17 protein-coding genes are annotated in these 14,881 nt (G+C 59.8%); 11 read left to right on the forward strand and 6 right to left on the reverse strand.

Annotated elements, in window-relative coordinates; genetic code table 11:
• Window positions 1-519 precede the first annotated feature (519 nt).
• The 7 genes from HMPREF9451_RS02505 to HMPREF9451_RS02535 all read left to right on the forward strand — a co-directional run bounded on the left by HMPREF9451_RS02505 (window position 520) and on the right by HMPREF9451_RS02535 (window position 6,848).
• Complete coding sequence (locus HMPREF9451_RS02505; RefSeq protein ID WP_009138722.1) at window positions 520-744, forward strand: response regulator transcription factor; 225 nt, start codon at window positions 520-522, stop codon at window positions 742-744.
• A 174-nt stretch (window positions 745-918) separates the two neighbouring features.
• Complete coding sequence (ccsA, locus tag HMPREF9451_RS02510; RefSeq protein ID WP_009138723.1) at window positions 919-1,755, forward strand: cytochrome c biogenesis protein CcsA; 837 nt, start codon at window positions 919-921, stop codon at window positions 1,753-1,755.
• Window positions 1,756-1,757: 2 nt separating this feature from the next.
• Entirely contained in the window at window positions 1,758-2,723 is a 966-nt protein-coding gene (locus HMPREF9451_RS02515) for a glutamyl-tRNA reductase (protein ID WP_009138724.1), read from the forward strand.
• A gap of 158 nt (window positions 2,724-2,881) precedes the next feature.
• The gene (gene nirJ2 / locus HMPREF9451_RS02520; protein ID WP_009138725.1) at window positions 2,882-3,877 is read left to right on the forward strand and encodes a putative heme d1 biosynthesis radical SAM protein NirJ2; all 996 of its coding nucleotides are present in this window, start codon (window positions 2,882-2,884) and stop codon (window positions 3,875-3,877) included.
• Window positions 3,878-3,914: 37 nt separating this feature from the next.
• Window positions 3,915-4,949: an ABC transporter substrate-binding protein gene (locus HMPREF9451_RS02525; RefSeq protein ID WP_009138726.1), complete on the forward strand. Its 1,035-nt coding sequence runs from the start codon at window positions 3,915-3,917 to the stop codon at window positions 4,947-4,949.
• Window positions 4,949-5,977 (forward strand): FecCD family ABC transporter permease, encoded by a 1,029-nt coding sequence (locus HMPREF9451_RS02530; protein WP_009138727.1) that lies wholly within the window; start codon window positions 4,949-4,951, stop codon window positions 5,975-5,977. Before HMPREF9451_RS02525 ends, HMPREF9451_RS02530 begins: the two co-directional genes overlap by 1 nt.
• A complete protein-coding gene (locus tag HMPREF9451_RS02535; protein WP_009138728.1) occupies window positions 5,970-6,848 on the forward strand; it encodes an ABC transporter ATP-binding protein in 879 nt (292 codons plus the stop codon). The genes HMPREF9451_RS02530 and HMPREF9451_RS02535 overlap by 8 nt, the downstream gene beginning before the upstream one ends.
• A 7-nt stretch (window positions 6,849-6,855) precedes the next feature.
• Here HMPREF9451_RS02535 and HMPREF9451_RS02540 read toward each other — a convergent pair whose 3' ends face one another.
• Entirely contained in the window at window positions 6,856-7,491 is a 636-nt protein-coding gene (locus tag HMPREF9451_RS02540) for an IMPACT family protein (protein WP_009138729.1), read from the reverse strand.
• A gap of 108 nt (window positions 7,492-7,599) precedes the next feature.
• Between HMPREF9451_RS02540 and trpS the strand changes: the two genes are divergently transcribed.
• Together trpS and HMPREF9451_RS02550 are read left to right on the forward strand one after the other, a co-directional pair.
• Window positions 7,600-8,649, forward strand: a complete 1,050-nt coding sequence (trpS, locus tag HMPREF9451_RS02545; RefSeq protein ID WP_009138730.1) for a tryptophan--tRNA ligase — start codon at window positions 7,600-7,602, stop codon at window positions 8,647-8,649.
• Window positions 8,650-8,858: 209 nt separating this feature from the next.
• The gene (locus HMPREF9451_RS02550) at window positions 8,859-9,269 is read left to right on the forward strand and encodes a DUF2871 domain-containing protein (protein ID WP_009138731.1); all 411 of its coding nucleotides are present in this window, start codon (window positions 8,859-8,861) and stop codon (window positions 9,267-9,269) included.
• Between the two features lie 99 nt (window positions 9,270-9,368).
• Here HMPREF9451_RS02550 and HMPREF9451_RS02555 read toward each other — a convergent pair whose 3' ends face one another.
• Window positions 9,369-9,692 carry a putative heavy metal-binding protein gene (locus tag HMPREF9451_RS02555; protein ID WP_009138732.1) on the reverse strand — a complete coding sequence of 108 codons (324 nt, stop codon included), beginning with the start codon at window positions 9,690-9,692 and terminating at the stop codon, window positions 9,369-9,371.
• A 134-nt stretch (window positions 9,693-9,826) separates the two neighbouring features.
• Entirely contained in the window at window positions 9,827-10,273 is a 447-nt protein-coding gene (dtd, locus tag HMPREF9451_RS02560) for a D-aminoacyl-tRNA deacylase (protein WP_009138733.1), read from the reverse strand.
• A 99-nt stretch (window positions 10,274-10,372) separates the two neighbouring features.
• Between dtd and HMPREF9451_RS02565 the strand changes: the two genes are divergently transcribed.
• Entirely contained in the window at window positions 10,373-11,038 is a 666-nt protein-coding gene (locus HMPREF9451_RS02565; RefSeq protein WP_009138734.1) for an HAD-IA family hydrolase, read from the forward strand.
• Here the strand turns inward: HMPREF9451_RS02565 and HMPREF9451_RS09610 are convergent.
• On the reverse strand, window positions 11,035-12,531 hold the full coding sequence (locus HMPREF9451_RS09610) for a DNA-deoxyinosine glycosylase (RefSeq protein WP_009138735.1): 1,497 nt from the start codon (window positions 12,529-12,531) through the stop codon (window positions 11,035-11,037). The genes HMPREF9451_RS02565 and HMPREF9451_RS09610 overlap by 4 nt on opposite strands.
• A gap of 34 nt (window positions 12,532-12,565) precedes the next feature.
• Window positions 12,566-13,237, reverse strand: coding sequence for an NAD(P)H-dependent oxidoreductase (locus HMPREF9451_RS02575; protein WP_009138736.1), 672 nt, complete (start codon window positions 13,235-13,237; stop codon window positions 12,566-12,568).
• A gap of 245 nt (window positions 13,238-13,482) precedes the next feature.
• Here HMPREF9451_RS02575 and HMPREF9451_RS02580 point away from each other — a divergent pair, with 245 nt between their 5' ends.
• Window positions 13,483-14,244, forward strand: a complete 762-nt coding sequence (locus HMPREF9451_RS02580) for a MerR family transcriptional regulator (protein ID WP_040626351.1) — start codon at window positions 13,483-13,485, stop codon at window positions 14,242-14,244.
• Between the two features lie 113 nt (window positions 14,245-14,357).
• On the opposite strand, the gene HMPREF9451_RS02585 is transcribed toward HMPREF9451_RS02580, so the two are convergent.
• Entirely contained in the window at window positions 14,358-14,747 is a 390-nt protein-coding gene (locus HMPREF9451_RS02585; RefSeq protein WP_009138738.1) for a YbaN family protein, read from the reverse strand.
• Between the last annotated feature and the right edge of the window lie 134 nt (window positions 14,748-14,881).

Here is a 14,881-nt window from a genome sequence, read left to right on the forward strand (position 1 = left end):
GAAGGACATACGGGGAAGGTCGCATGTACGATGTCTTGCGAGAAGGGATGCGAAACGAAACCGTGTGAAAAACGAACGAAAAAGACGATGCTGCCCAACATGCGCGAAAGGTGCGCCGCATAAGCGGCCTGATGCGGATGGGGCACGAAAACGCGCATCGTCTAAAACTTCATGTATGCGGAGCTCCTTAAAAGCGGATGCGCACGGCATCCTGGTCGGTTACGTGGGCAAGTGTAGCACGCCGCGGCTTCATCTAAAGCATGGACGACTGGCCCGGAGGCCCGAAGATTGCCACGTCTTTCTTTGCTGCAGTAAGCCTTGATCGGATGCTTGCCGCGCAGGATCCATTGACGCGGTGGTTGGCGAATATGTCGGTGAGGGCACGCCGCGATTGTCGCTTCATGGTGCGGGATGCGCTAGACTGCGCGGATGACGGTCGGTTGGAATCGTCGTCTTTTCCGACGTGGCGAAATCGTGCGCGACTGTCGGCGACGTGCATTGAAACGAATTGGAGGAGCCATGATTCTGTCCATCAAGCAGGAAAGCGTGTTGACTGTGCGTGAGCAGCAGATTCTCTATCATATCGCTCGCGGTCTTTCCAACAGGGGAATTGCTGCGCGCTTGGCTCTTTCCGAGCAGACGGTGAAGGTCCATTTGGCGAACATGACGGCGAAGGCGCATTGCGACAATCGAGCCGCGCTTGTTGCGTATGGTTTTGAAACGGGCGTGCTGCGAGGCAGGTAAGATTTTCTCGAAGTCTGCTGCGAAATCGGCAAGGATCCGCCGTCTTTTCGCCTATACGCCGTGCGACGTACGTCCCGTGCCGCGATTAGCCCGAATGGGTTATTTTGTTTTGTCGCGCGCGTCGGTATGCTGAAAACACGTCGAATCCCCGACGAAAAGCATCAAAGGAGAACGATGGTCGCCTTTCTCATGGCCGTGGCAAGCGTCACGCTGTATGGCTGCTCTGCCGGTTTGTGCGCCTTTCGCACCATTCGAAAAAGCGACCGTTTTCCTGTTGCTGCTCGACTTCTCTTCCTTGCGGCTTTCCTGCTCCATTCTGCGTCGATCGGAATGGAGTCGGTGAGCACGTCGGGAACTATTCTTCAAGGTCCGAACATTCTCATGCTTGCATCCTGGGTGCTTGCCTTGGTGTCGCTTTTCGTATCCGTTGCAAGCCGCCGACCGTATGGGTATCTAGCCATCGCGTCGGCAACGGTATCGCTTTTCATCCTGTTTTCCCAGATGATTCTTATGGCTTCAGGCTATGCGCTTTACGCGAATAGCGCCTACGAGCAGTGGCCGTCGCTCGTTGTGCATATTCTGCTTTTCCTGGTGGCCATGGCGTGCTTCGTGATCAGCGCCGCCGCATCGGCCATGCAGCTTTACCAGCGTCGCCTGATGAAGGCGCGCAGCGCGCGGCTGTTCAGCTTGAGCATGCCTGCCATCGAGACGCTCAATAGGGTGGCGAAGCGTGCCGCTTTGGTAGGATTTCCCCTGTTCACGCTGGGGATGCTAATCGGTTTCGGCCGCTACGCGATGCATCATGGAGCCATGGTTGCACTGGGGTGCCCCGCGGGTTTTTCCTATCTCTGGCCGCGCATTGGGCTGTCTCTTGCGGTATGGGTCGTCATCGCCGCATTCGTGGCGCTATCGTATCTCGCGCCCCATGTGGCGAGCTCGAAAGTGCGCTCTGTGCTTTCTATCTGCGGTTTTCTGGGAGCGCTGCTGCTCATGTTCGTGACGGCAGGCTAGCCATGGAGCTGGTGCTTGCAGGGATAGAACGCGCGTCAGCTCCGCGTGATGTGTGGCGCGCAGCGTCGGAGATGAGGCCGGCGAGCATGCTTGACGTCTGCGCGGCGGCGCCCGACATCGCAGAAGCGATGGTGATTTTCGATGGAGGGCGCTTCGAGGCGTATGTCGTGATGCACGGCGGCTTTGACAGCTTCGAGGTGCTGGCGGACATGGTCGCTTCGTGCATCGGATGTGCGTCATCGCAGGTCGTGGGGTGTTTGTATGCCGCCGAAGGCTTCGACGCCGCATTGCATGCCCTTCATGTCGCAAGCGGATACGACACGTTTTGCGCGACGGATTCGTCGCCTGTCGAAGCGATGCGTGCCGCGTACGCCGCTTCCGTTGTCCACGGCGTATCGGGTGCGTGCATAAAGCGTCTCGTTGCGTCTGCGGTGAAATTCGGAACATGTAGCGCGGGCCTCGATGAACAGGCGTTGGCGCAACACAGGGCCGTTTCCGCTCTTGACCTCGCACAATTCGTCTTCGACGATTTGCCGAAACGCGTCGTGTTCGCCGTAGGGGAGAATCGCACGGGCGAAGCGGTGTGCGAGCGTTTGGAAGCATGCGGCGCGACGGTCGTGCGCACGGCGGCACGCGATGGCACATGGCGCGAGGGCTTGGCGCGCGCGGACGTGGTGCTTTTCTGCGATGACCAGGAAGCATGCGTGTTTTCCCGCACGGAGGCAAAGAGCATGCGTCGCGCTCGCAGAGGCAGGATGAGCGTGGTCTTCGATTTGACCGAGCGGGGCTGCGTGGATACGGGATGCGTCGGCTTCGACGATATTTTCGTGTATACGTTGGCCGATCTGCAAGGAATCGACGGCGGCGAAGATGCCGTGCGCGCGCCTTCGGAGACGTCGGTCATGCAGCACGCACGCGAAGAGGCGCACGAATACATGCGTTGGTTCGACGAGCGGCAAAGCGGGTAGGGCCGGTTTGGATTATGGGGAAAAACGTGCGTTTTGCATGGGATAGAAATTGTATTTGACCTGCTAAAACGCTCGATTTCTGTAAGAACAAGCAAAGATTTTCGTAAGGAAAGGCGAAGGCGCGCCTTAGGTTTTTGCGCGCCGAAAAGGGGGTATCTATGATCGTATCGTGGATGACGACGAACAAATGCAACCTGAAATGCGTGCATTGCTATCAGGATGCCGAAGAGGCTACCGACAGGGAGCTGAGCACCGAAGAAGCCATGAAGATGATTGACGAAATCGCGCATGCCGGTTTCAAAATCATGATTTTTTCCGGCGGCGAACCGCTGCTTCGCCCCGATATCTTCGATTTGGTGGCGCATGCGGCATCGCGCGGTTTGCGTCCTGTTTTCGGGACCAACGGCACGCTGATCACCTATGAGATCGCCATGCGCTTGAAGGAATGCGGCGCATGCGCAATGGGCATTTCGGTTGACAGCCTCGACCCCGCCAAGCACGACAGATTCCGCGGTCTTGAAAATGCGTACGACCTGACCATGAGGGGCATCGAAGCGTGCAAGCAGGCGGGGCTGCCATTCCAGCTGCACACGACCGTGGTGGATTGGAACCGCGAGGAGATCTGCGGTGTGACCGATTTCGCGGAGCGAATCGGCGCGATCGCCCACTATATTTTCTTCCTCATTCCGGTGGGTCGCGGCGAGTTCATCAAGGAAACGAGCCTTGAGGTTCAGGAAAACGAAGCGCTTTTGCGCGACATCATGCTGAAGTCCCAGCAGGTGAGCATCGACGTGAAGCCGACGTGCGCGCCCCAGTTCACGCGCGTAGCCAAGCAGCTCGGCGTGGAAACGCGCTTTTCGCGCGGATGCCTTGCGGGCCTGACGTATTGCGTGGTGGGTTCCGAAGGCATCGTGCGTCCGTGCGCCTATATGACCGAGGAGGCGGGCGATGTGCGCACCATGCCTTTCGACGAAATCTGGAAAACGAGCCCGGTGTTTCGTGCGTTGCGCACCGAGGCATATGGGGGCGCATGCGGCACGTGCGATTATCGCGAGGGCTGCGGAGGCTGCCGCGCTCGTGCGGCATATTACCACGAAGGCGACATTCTTGCGCAAGACGATTACTGCGCTCACGGCTTGAAATTGGATGCATAGGCATTGTATTCGGATAAGAAAAAGGAAAGGAATTCCCATGATGAAGAGCGGATATGCAAAACGTTTCACAGCGGCGGGCATGGCGCTTGCTCTTGCATGCGGCACCGCCGGCGTGCTTTCGCTAAGCGCTTGCGGCGCGGCCTCCGACACCCCTGCGGATTCTCAGTCCATCGCCGAGCAGGAGGCTGTAGCGCCTGAAAGCTACACGTTTACCGACGACATGGGCAATGAAGTCACGGTGAACGATCCGCAGCGCGTAGTCGCATGCATGGGCAGCTTCGCGAATACGTGGGAACTGGCCGGCGGCACGTTGGTGGGCGTATCCGACGACGCCTTCACCTTCGACAACTTCGACATCGCGTCTCCCGACGTGCAAAGCGTGGGTGATTTCACGAGCCTCAACCTTGAGGCGATTATTGCGCTTGAGCCCGATTTCGTCATTATGACCAGCGGAACGGGCGGCCGCGGCGGCGACTCCAGCCAGGCCGATTTCAAATCCGCGTTGGACGCGTCGGGCATTCCCGTGGCGTATTTCGAAGTGACCACCTTCGACGATTACCTGCGTATGCTGCGTGTTTTCTGCGATATCACGGGTCGCGATGACCTGTACGAGCAAAACGGCATTGCCGTGCAGAAAGCGATCGACGACGCGATCGCTGCGGTTCCTGCCGAAGGCGATGCTCCTACGGCGTTGCTGATGACCACGTATTCTCGCGGTACTCGCGTGCAGGCGTCGTCTTCCATGGCGGGCGATATGCTCGCCGATTTGGGCGCGGTGAACCTGGCGGACGAGAATCAAAGCCTGCTGTCCGATTTCAGTCTGGAATCCATCATCGACCTTGATCCCGATTTCATTTTCGTCATTCCCATGGGCAACGACACGGCGGCGGCCACGAAAAACCTTGAGGCGCAGACCGCGGAAAACCCCGCGTGGGCAACGCTTTCTGCGGTGCAAAACGATCGCTATATCGTGCTCGATCCCAATTTGTTCTTGTACAAGCCCAATGCGAATTGGGCGCAGGCGTACGAGACGCTTGCCGGGCATTTGTACGGCGCGGGCGGTAATGCGTAATGCCGACGGCAGCATTCGATGCCGCGCGCAGGGTTCGCGGGCGATCGACGGCGTGTGTCGTCGTCGCGTCGCTCGGCGGCCTTGCCGCTCTGGTGGTCTTGGCGTTTCTGACGGGGTCGTCGTCGGTGAGCTTCGGCGAACTGGCGACATGGCTTGCCGGAGGGGATGTGGATGAGGCGGCGAAGAACATCTTGGTGAACGTGCGCTTGCCGCGCGTGGCGGCGGCGTTGCTCGCGGGCGCGGCGTTGGCCGTTGCGGGCGCGATCATCCAGGCGGTGCTGGATAATCCCTTGGCGAGTCCCAATGTGATAGGCGTCAATTCGGGCGCGGGATTATTCGTCCTGATGGCAGCCGCTTTTTTCCCTCAGGTGCCGTGGATTTCCCCTTGCGCGGCATTTGTCGGCGCGCTTGCGACGGCGGCGGTCATCTTCGTTATATCGCTGAATGCCGGCGTGTCTCGCTTGACCGTGGTGCTTTCCGGCATCGCGATCACCACGGTGTTCGGTGCGGGCATGAACACCATTTTGATCGTGGCGCCCGATGCTTACGTGGGTTCGTCCATGTTTTTGGCCGGCGGGTTTTCCGGCGTGCTGCTGCGCGACCTTGCCTGGCCGGCGGCGCTTATCGCGGTGGGACTTGCCGCGGGGTTTTCGGGCGCGCATCGGCTCAACATCATTGCGCTCGGTGACGATATGGCGCATGCGCTGGGCTTGCACGTGCGCGCGAGCAGGCTGGGAATGCTCGCCGTGGCCGCGTTGCTTGCCGGCGCGGCGGTGAGTTTTGCCGGTCTGCTCGGCTTCGTCGGGCTGATTATCCCTCACATCGTGCGCTTTTTGGCAGGTCACGACAACCGCGCAGTCCTGCCTATCTCTGCGCTGCTCGGCGCGGCGTTTGTGGTGGGCTGCGATCTTTTGACGCGCGTGCTCTTCGCGCCGTACGAAGTGCCCGTGGGCATTTTGATGGCGTTTGCGGGCGGGCCGTTTTTCATCTATCTGATTTTTAAGAACAGGAGGGGCGGCCTTGACTGACGAGTTTGCTTTCGCTGGCGGCGATTGCCGCGCATTCGGCGGGCGCTCGATGGGCGCCTCGGCCGATTCCGATCGCCGGCGCGCGTCCGCATGCTTTGCCATGGAGCTGCGCGCGGTGTCGTTTGCCTATGACCGCGTGCGGCCGCTTGTCGAAGATGTCTCGGTAGGATTTGAAAAAGGCCAGGTCACAAGCATTGTTGGACCGAATGGCTGCGGCAAGTCGACGCTTTTGAGGCTGGCGTGCGGCATTGCGCGCCCGCAATGCGGCGAGGCTCTGCTCGACGGTCGGCCCGTGCGCGAATACGCCTCGCGGGAGCGCGCTCGACGATTGGCGCTGCTTTCGCAGGGGCCTCGTCCGCCGGCGATGACCGTGGAGTCTCTGGTCGCGTGCGGGCGTTTTCCGTATCTGAACGGGCGAGGGCGCCTCCCGAAGGCCGACCGCGATGCGGTGGAGCGCGCCATGGATCTGACGGATGTGGCGCGTTTTCGCACGTGCGACCTGGCGCATCTTTCCGGCGGCGAGCGGCAGCGTGCGTTTATCGCCATGACGCTCGCGCAGGATGCGGAGACGGTGGTGCTTGACGAGCCCACGACGTATCTGGATATCGGCGCATGCCATGATGTGATGCGTTTGGTGCGGCGGCTCAATGTCGAAGAGGACAAGACGGTCGTCATGGTTATTCACGACCTTGACCTGGCTCTTCGCTATTCCGACCGATTGGTTGTCATGCGGGACGGTTCGGTTCTTGCGGCGGGAGAAGTGGACGAAGTGTACGCGTCGAAGGCGATCGACGAGGCCTTCGATGTGGAGGTTTGCGCGTGTTCTGCCGACGGTCGCCGGGCGTTTCCCGTGTTTCCGCGAAATGAATAGGCTTCGCCTAAAACATGGCGTCGACCGGCTCGGACACTTCCACGTCTTCCTTGCCCCGGAACAGTTCGGTCAGCTTTGCGAGCAAGGGCTCCTGCGTGCCGTCGAGCATGCGCAGCACCATGGAAACGCGGTCGGTGTACTGCACGTCAAGCGTTTTGGCGCCGCAGTCTTCGGCGAGACGCACCATCTGATCGTACGAGGAATAGTCCATGCGCACGGTGATATCCACGCATTTGGATACCACGACAAGCTCGGCCGCTTCGATGCCCGCCTGAGTTGCCTGCGTATAGGCGCGCACGAGTCCGCCCGTGCCCAGAAGCACGCCGCCGAAATAGCGTGTGACCACCACGGCGATGTCGGTCAAACCTGCGTGCTGAATCACCTCGAGGGTGGGAAGCCCTGCGGTCTTCTGCGGCTCTCCGTCGTCCGAGTAGCGAACGCGCCCGGCGGCGCCCGCCCCGCCTTCGCGCAAAACGTAGGCATACACGTTATGCCGCGCCATGCGGTTGGCGGCGCGGATTTCCTCGAGAAACGCCAGAGCCTCCTCTTCGGTTTCGACATGTGCGACGCTGGCGATGAAGCGGCTCTTCTTCTCTTCGATTTCGGCCGTTGCACGGCCCGATATGGTGGTGTAAGAACTCATGCGCCCTACTATAGCACGCATGTCGTGGTACCATGGGCAATCGTGATTGCGATTATTGCCGTAGCGCATGGCGTGCGGTGCGGCTCGATCTTTCGAAGGAGTTCAGATATGGCGAACGAAGGAAGCTTCGAGGCAAGCCAGAAGCGCAGCGACGAAATTCGCGCTGATTTGGCCGGCCATCCCGAGAAATACACGATGCTCACGGGTGACCGCCCCACGGGCAGGCTTCACCTGGGCCATTACTTCGGCACGCTGAAGGGGCGCGTAGAGCTGCAGGACATGGGCGTTCGCACGAATATCCTCATCGCCGACTACCAGGTCATCACCGACCGCGACACCACCGAGCATATCCAGGACAACGTCTACAACATGGTCATGGACTACCTGGCGTGCGGCATAGACCCCGAGAAAACCATGATTTACACGCACTCGGCGGTTCCCGCGTGCAATCAGCTCATGCTTCCGTTCTTGAGCCTGGTGACCGAGGCCGAGCTGCAGCGCAACCCTACGGTCAAAGCCGAGATGGAGGCGTCCGGCCACGAGCTTACCGGCCTTCTTCTGACCTATCCTGTCCATCAGGCGTGCGACATCCTGTTCTGCAAGGGCAACGTGGTCCCCGTCGGCCGCGACCAGCTGCCTCACATCGAGCTTACGCGCACCATCGCTCGTCGCTTCAACAACCGTTATGGTAAGGTGTTCCCCGAGGTGGACGCGCTGCTTTCCGATACGCCGCTTCTGCCTGGCCTTGACGGTCGCAAGATGAGCAAGTCTTACGGCAACGCCATTTCCATCTCTATGACCGCCGAAGAAACGACCAAGCGCATTAAGAAATCCCAGACCGACTCCGAGCGCATGATTACCTTCGACCCCGAGAATCGCCCTGGCGTTTCCGGCCTCATTTCCACGGCCGCCATTTGCACCGGCCGCGATGAGCGCGAGATTGCCGAGGAGATCGGCATGGGCGGCTCTGGCGCGCTGAAGAAGTATGTCACCGAAGCGGTCAACGAATACTTCGCGCCCATTCGCGAGCGCCGCGCCCAGTTCGAAAACGACCTCGACTACATCAAGGACGTTCTCAACGAAGGCAACAAGCGCGCGAACGAAATAGCCAACCAGACGCTTGCTGAGGTTCAGGAAGCCATGGGCATGGTGTATTAATCGAGGCTCGCCGAGGTTCGAGAACTCGCGAGCATGGCTCGTCTGTCTTCGCAGCTAGTCCCGCCCGAAAGGCGCCGGTTTCCCGGCGCCTTTTGTTGTTATGCGGAGTCTTCGGGATTATATGAACAATGTTCAAATATACGCTAGAATACGAGGCGTACGTAAGATTCGCCTGCGAAGATGGCGAAAGGAATCGAAGAGGGGCTAGAGTGAAGAAATACATCAACTGCGCAATCGTGTATGCGATTCTTGCTTTGGCGGGAGGCGTGTTCTTCCGCGAATTCACGAAGATCAACGGCTTCGATGGCACCACGACGCTTGCATTCATCCATCCGCACTACCTTGCGCTGGGCATGCTATTTTTCGTGGTCTTGGTCATGCTTGATAAGCTGTTCGGCATTCAGGGGCGTTTGGGTAAGGTGCTTGTCGCGTACCATGCGGGCCTGAACGTTTCGGTGGTCATGCTGCTGGTCAGGGGCGTTTTCCAGGTGCTTGGAACCGCGCTTCCCAACGGTGCGGACGCTGCTATTTCTGGCATAGCGGGCCTTGGACATATCATCTTGGGCGTAAGCCTGGTGCTGGTGCTCTTCAAGGTGAAGAAGGCCGTGCAGGAGCAGTAGGAGGCACACCGCAATTCGCCTGAAAGCCGCTATCGAAGACGCCTAGGGCGCGAAGAAAAACAGGGGGTTCGATTATCGGTCGAACCCCCGTTGTCGTTGCTACGCCTTTTCCACGGTGACGGCGGTGCCGCTTGCGGTGACCATGAGCATGTCGCCCGCACCGAGGACCTCGTAGTCAAGGTCCACGCCGACGACCGCGTGCGCGCCCATTTTGGCGGCGCGTTCTTCCATTTCGCGGAGCGCCTTGTTGCGGGCCTGCTCAAGCTCGTTTTCGTATCCTGCGGACCTGCCGCCGAACACGTTGCGCAGCCCTGCGCCGATATCGCGAAGGAAATTCACGCCGGTGACGACTTCTCCGAAGACGATGCCGTAATAGCCGGTGATTTTGTAGCCTTCGACGGACTGGGTGGTGGTGACGATCATGGATGCCCCTCTCTGTGCCGTTTTGCTTGGAGGAGACTATCGTCGCAGAAAGGAGGCGGGCGGGGAATACGCCCGTTTTCCTCCCGTTGCTTTCGGCGGCATCTTGTTGCCGTTTCGTTGGCGTTTCGCTCGGCCTACAGCGTGTCGGTGTCGAGCCAGATGGTGAAAGGCCCGTCATTGACCAGCTCCACCTGCATCATGGCGCCGAACGAGCCTGTTGCAACGTGCTCGATGTCGCGGCGTGCCAATTCCACGAAGTACTCGTAGAGGCGGTTCGCTTCGTCAGGCGCGCCCGCTTCGGTGAAAGAGGGACGGTTGCCCCGCTTGCAGTTCGCATACAGCGTGAACTGGCTCACCACCATGACATCGCCCTGCACGTCGGCCAGGCTTACGTTGGTCTTGCCGTTCTCGTCTTCGAAAATGCGCAGCTTCGATATCTTGGACCAAAGCTTCTCGGCCTGCTCGTTGCCGTCTTCGGCTCCGACGCCGAGAAGGATGACGTAGCCTTTCCCGATGCTGGAATGAAGCTCCCCTTCGATGGACACTTGGGCACGGGTGACGCGCTGGATAAGTGCTCGCATGCGTACTCCTCACGTTGACTGGACTCGCGGTCGGTTGCGTTTCGTGCTCCATGATACGATAACGCCGAAACGAAGCGAACCATGAACCAAGGGGAGACAATGCCTATTCTTGACACGGTGCTGTTCGACAACGACGGCACGCTCGTCGATACCTACGACCTTATTCTCGAATCGTTCCATCATGCCGTGCGCAACGTGCTCGGGCACGATATAGCCGACGAAAAGCTCATGGCCAAGGTTGGTCAGCCGCTTTCGACGCAGATGTGGGATTTCACCGACGATCCGGCGGTGCACGAAGAGCTTCTGCTCACGTATCGCGAGTTCAACCATCGCATCCATGACGAACGCGTATCGCTGTTTCCGGGCGTGCGCGAAGGTCTTGAGCGCCTGCGCGAAGAGGGGTTCAAGATGGGCGTGGTCACATCAAAGATGAGCCCTCTTGCCAGGCGCGGCTTGGAAGTGCTCGAGGTTGCCGAGTTCTTCGACTGCCTTGTGGGCGCGGATAGCTGTCCCAAGCATAAGCCCGATTCCGATCCCATTCTGATGGGGTGCGGTCTTTTGGGGGCGACTCCCGAGAGCTGCATCTACGTGGGAGACAGCCCGTACGATCTGCAGGCGAGCAACGCCGCCGGCACGCTTTCGGTCGCTGCACTGTGGGGTATGTTCGACGAAGACGCGCTGTGCGCCGAGAATCCGTGTCTGGCATGCTCTGATTTTCCGGGGCTGGTAGACGGGATTCTCGCTTTGCGCGAGGGGTGTCGCTAGCTCCACGGATCGCGTTGGAAAAGCGGCTCTGGCTCGGGGCGTCGGTCGGAATAGGGGTCGTAGCCGTCGTCGTCTTCCGCCTCGGCACGCAAGAATTCGTTGTTTCTGTCGGTTGGCCGCTTTGCTTCGGCGTGAGCGGTCCGCTTGTCCGATGCGGCGGCTTTTTCGTCGTTTTCGTCAAGTGTGCGGTCGTTCGCGGATGCCGCACGGGGCTTTGCGAGCGCGCTTTCTTTCTTCTCATCGAGGATGGGGTCGATATAGGCGAGGGGAGCAACGCTCACCGTTCCGCAGAATGCGAATGCGAACGGCGTCTCAAGACCTGGCTTGGAAACGATCATGGTGACGGTTTCGTCCGCTTTGACGCAAGGCGTGGCCGCCTTGCCCGTCTGGGCGGAAAGCCCGCTCGGCACGTCGGCGGCAATCGTGAGCATGCCGCGTGCACGCTGTTCGTTGGCTGCGGCGATCCATGCGTCGAAGGGCGGGCGCACATGCGAGCCTTCGAAGCCTGTGCCCAGCAGCGCGTCTATGCAGACGTCCGCTTGGGACAATGCTTCGTGTAGCTGTTCTTGCGTCGGCGTTGCCAGAATGAGCGCGTGCGGTAAGGTTTCAAGAACGCGTTTCGCGGCTTGGGCGGCGTCACGTGCCGGCTGGGCGGATATCTCATTGGGCATCACGTTGCACACTACGGTGACGTGCTGGCCGTTTTCGGCCAAATCGCGCGCGGCAACCCATCCGTCGCCGCCGTTGTTCCCGTTGCCGCACAGCACGATGAAGCGCGGCCTGTCCTCAGGCCGTGCATTATCCATAATCTGGTCGTTTTCGTTGAGCAACGCGTTTTCTTCAATCGAGATTTGCTTTTCCGCCATGCGCTGCGCCCTGTGGGCGAGGAAGCATCCGGCCCGCTCCATGAGCAGTGCGAGGGGTGTGCCGCGCTTCGCTATCTCGCGTTCGAGGCGCACCACGTCGGCCACGTCTAGGACGGGTGCGTTTTCGCTGCTTGCCGTATACGGAGAAAGCGCGTTTCGGTACGCCTGCACAAGCTGCGGCAGCGTTGTCTTCGCGTTGGCGGGGCTGGTTGAGGGGAGCGTGGCAGCGGGCATGCCGAGGTCTTTTTCGCAGAGCCGTGCGTACAGCTGCCCCGCCTTCGCGCCCGTGCAGAACACGGCTTGGATGTCCGCCGTTTCGAGTATGAGTTTCAGGTTGTTGGGAACAACGTTGCGGATGGAAGCATCGCTCGCGCCCTCTATCTCGCACGAGGCCGCCACATCCCACAGCGCGATGCCGCGGCGCAACAGCAAGTCCTTCTTGTCCTCCACGGTGCGCGGGACGGGTTCGTCGAAGACGGCGGCCAGCGCGCGCCAGAACCTGTTTTGGGGATGTCCGTAGAAAAATCCCTGTTCGCGGCTTTTCGGCGAAGGGATGCTGCCAAGCACGAGCACGCGGCTGCGCTTGTCGAAGACGGGTTCTATAGTGTGTTCAATCGTGCTTGGCATGACTGTTCCTTGGCTATGGGTGTGTTCGTGTGCGCTATTTCAGAAATTCGACGACGTCTTCGGCTTTTTGGCGCGTCTTGGGATGCATGATGTGCGTGGGGTCATGATATCCCACCTGCAGCATGACGGCGACGCCGAATTCCTCGGGGTCCATGAGGCCTTCGTCTGCCAGGAACTTATTTACTTTTTCGTAATTCAGACCCTCTACCGGCGTGGAGTCTACGTGCAGAAGCGCGGAGGTGGTGAGCATGTTCGCCAGCGCGATATAGGCTTGGCGGCACGACCACTCGAACATCAGGCGAGGGTCGGAGGCAACCCCGAGGTCGTTCGCCTGGAAGTTCGCGAACATGTCTTTGCGCTGCTCGAAGTCTTCGGGAGAAGCCCCTTGGACATCGGTCATCATATGGGCGACGTGCGGGCTGGAGGCTTCCATGTGCTTGCGGGCCAGAATGACGATGCTGTAGGGGGCGTTGCGCTTCATGCCCCAGGCAATTTCGCGCAGTTTGTCGGTCAGCGCCGATTCCCTGGGAATCACCAGGAATTTCCATGGCTCAAGCCCGAAAGAGCTTGGGGAGAGGCGACCTGCCTCCAGAATGGTGTTCAGGTCTTCGTCCGAGACGGTGCGATCGGGGTCGTAACGCTTGCAGGTGAAGCGCGTTGCGAAGACATCCTCGATCATAGCGTTGATGGGTTTCGTGGGTAGCATGGCGTGACTCCTTTCCCGCCGCATGCGAAACGTTCGTGCGTGCGGCGATTGCCATCTGCGTCCATCATACGCCTCGGCTCCTCTGTAGGTGACGCCGCTTTTTCCTACGGTGTCATGGCGTGGCGTGCGGCGCGCCGGTCGGCGTGGTGGATGCGTCGCTTGAAAACGTTGTGCAAAAGGCGTTGACCCTCACGCGACGTGATGGTCTAGACTTCGGGTGTCTTGCCGGCAAGAAGGAGGATTTCGTGTCGTATACGGTAAAGAGCCTGTCTGAAATGGCGGGCGTAAGCGTGCGCACGCTGCATTACTACGAAGAGGTGGGGCTGCTTTCTCCGAAACGCTCTGCCAGCAACTACCGCATCTACGACGAAGCCGACGTGCAGCGGCTGCAGCAGATTCTTCTATACCGAGACGCCGGCATGGCGCTCGAGGAAATACGGCGCGTTCTTGACGCTCCTGGCTTCGATGTACGGGATGCCCTGCATGAGCACCTTGAGCGTCTTGAGCGGCGTCGGGATGAAACCGATGCCATGATTGCGTCGGTTAGAAAGACCATAGACCATCTTGAAAGGGGAGTCTCTATGAGCGATAAGGAAAAGTTCGAGGGCATGAAGCGCCAGGCCGTCGAGGAAAACGAACGCGCCTACGGCAAGGAGGCGCGTGCCCTGTACGGAAACGAAGCGATCGACGCCTCGCGGGAAAAGGTTCTTGCCATGGACGAGGAGGAATGGGAATCCGCCGAGGAGCTTGCTGCGGCTATTCTCGAGCAGCTTGCCAAGGCGGCGGCGACGGGCGATCCTGAAGGGGATGCGGCCCGAAGGCTGTGCGCCATGCATAAGCGCTGGCTGTGCATGTATTGGCCCGACGGCATGTACACGCCCGAAGCGCATGCGTCTTTGGCGGAGGGCTATGTCGCAGACGAACGTTTCCGTGCGTATTACGACGAGGCTGTTTCCGGGGGAGCGCAATTCCTGCGCGACGCGGTTTGCGCGTATTGCACGCGCTAGCCGAAAAACGACGTCCGGTCGATAGCGTCTGGCCCGATAGGTCGGACGATTCGCGTCGCGTCCGATAGGCTTTTGATGGCGCCGTCGCTCGCCGCGTTCGGCTTGACGGCGCGCTATTCTTCCAGGCCCGCCGCCTTCTTCTCGCTGATGGTGGGAATGCGCATGCCCATGAGCCACAAAAGGAACAAGGCGACGGCCGCAAGAATGCCCCACACCAGGGGCTTTTGCACCAGAACCGCGCTTATGCCCATGACGGCGAAGGATACGCCGATGATGTGAGCCTTTCGCTTCAGCGGAATTCCGCCTTGTTCTTTGAACGGCTTGACGTAGGCGCCATAGACTTTTGTTTTGCAGATCCACGCGTGGCAGCGCGGCGAGCTGTTCGCGAAAAGGAAGGTGGCAAGCAGGAGAAGCGGCGTGGTGGGAAGCACGGGGATGAACACGCCCAGAAAACCTACGGCGAAAGCCAGCCAGGCGCAGGCGAAGAGGATGGTCTTTTTCACGAAGGCTCCTATCGTCAGGTTTTGCATGCGGGACGGCCCGAGGCCTTGTGCAACGAGCGTCTGTCGAAGCGGCGTTTGTTGCGGGCGTCCATTGTAGCGTGACTTCGTGCGGTATGTTCTTGAGTTGCGAGGCG

This window comes from Slackia piriformis YIT 12062, from assembly GCF_000296445.1.
Lineage (GTDB): Bacteria > Actinomycetota > Coriobacteriia > Coriobacteriales > Eggerthellaceae > Slackia > Slackia piriformis.

Excerpts from the sequence above, each read along its gene's own strand:
- HMPREF9451_RS02565 (WP_009138734.1), top strand. The coding sequence starts at position 10,373 with ATGCCTATTCTTGACACGGTGCTGTTCGACAACGACGGCACGCTCGTC.
- HMPREF9451_RS02530 (WP_009138727.1), top strand. The coding sequence starts at position 4,949 with ATGCCGACGGCAGCATTCGATGCCGCGCGCAGGGTTCGCGGGCGATCG.
- dtd (WP_009138733.1), bottom strand. The coding sequence starts at position 10,273 with ATGCGAGCACTTATCCAGCGCGTCACCCGTGCCCAAGTGTCCATCGAA.
- HMPREF9451_RS02505 (WP_009138722.1), top strand. The coding sequence starts at position 520 with ATGATTCTGTCCATCAAGCAGGAAAGCGTGTTGACTGTGCGTGAGCAG.
- nirJ2 (WP_009138725.1), top strand. The coding sequence starts at position 2,882 with ATGATCGTATCGTGGATGACGACGAACAAATGCAACCTGAAATGCGTG.
- ccsA (WP_009138723.1), top strand. The coding sequence starts at position 919 with ATGGTCGCCTTTCTCATGGCCGTGGCAAGCGTCACGCTGTATGGCTGC.
- HMPREF9451_RS02575 (WP_009138736.1), bottom strand. The coding sequence starts at position 13,237 with ATGCTACCCACGAAACCCATCAACGCTATGATCGAGGATGTCTTCGCA.
- HMPREF9451_RS02540 (WP_009138729.1), bottom strand. The coding sequence starts at position 7,491 with ATGAGTTCTTACACCACCATATCGGGCCGTGCAACGGCCGAAATCGAA.
- HMPREF9451_RS02525 (WP_009138726.1), top strand. The coding sequence starts at position 3,915 with ATGATGAAGAGCGGATATGCAAAACGTTTCACAGCGGCGGGCATGGCG.
- trpS (WP_009138730.1), top strand. The coding sequence starts at position 7,600 with ATGGCGAACGAAGGAAGCTTCGAGGCAAGCCAGAAGCGCAGCGACGAA.
- HMPREF9451_RS02555 (WP_009138732.1), bottom strand. The coding sequence starts at position 9,692 with ATGATCGTCACCACCACCCAGTCCGTCGAAGGCTACAAAATCACCGGC.
- HMPREF9451_RS02515 (WP_009138724.1), top strand. The coding sequence starts at position 1,758 with ATGGAGCTGGTGCTTGCAGGGATAGAACGCGCGTCAGCTCCGCGTGAT.
- HMPREF9451_RS09610 (WP_009138735.1), bottom strand. The coding sequence starts at position 12,531 with ATGCCAAGCACGATTGAACACACTATAGAACCCGTCTTCGACAAGCGC.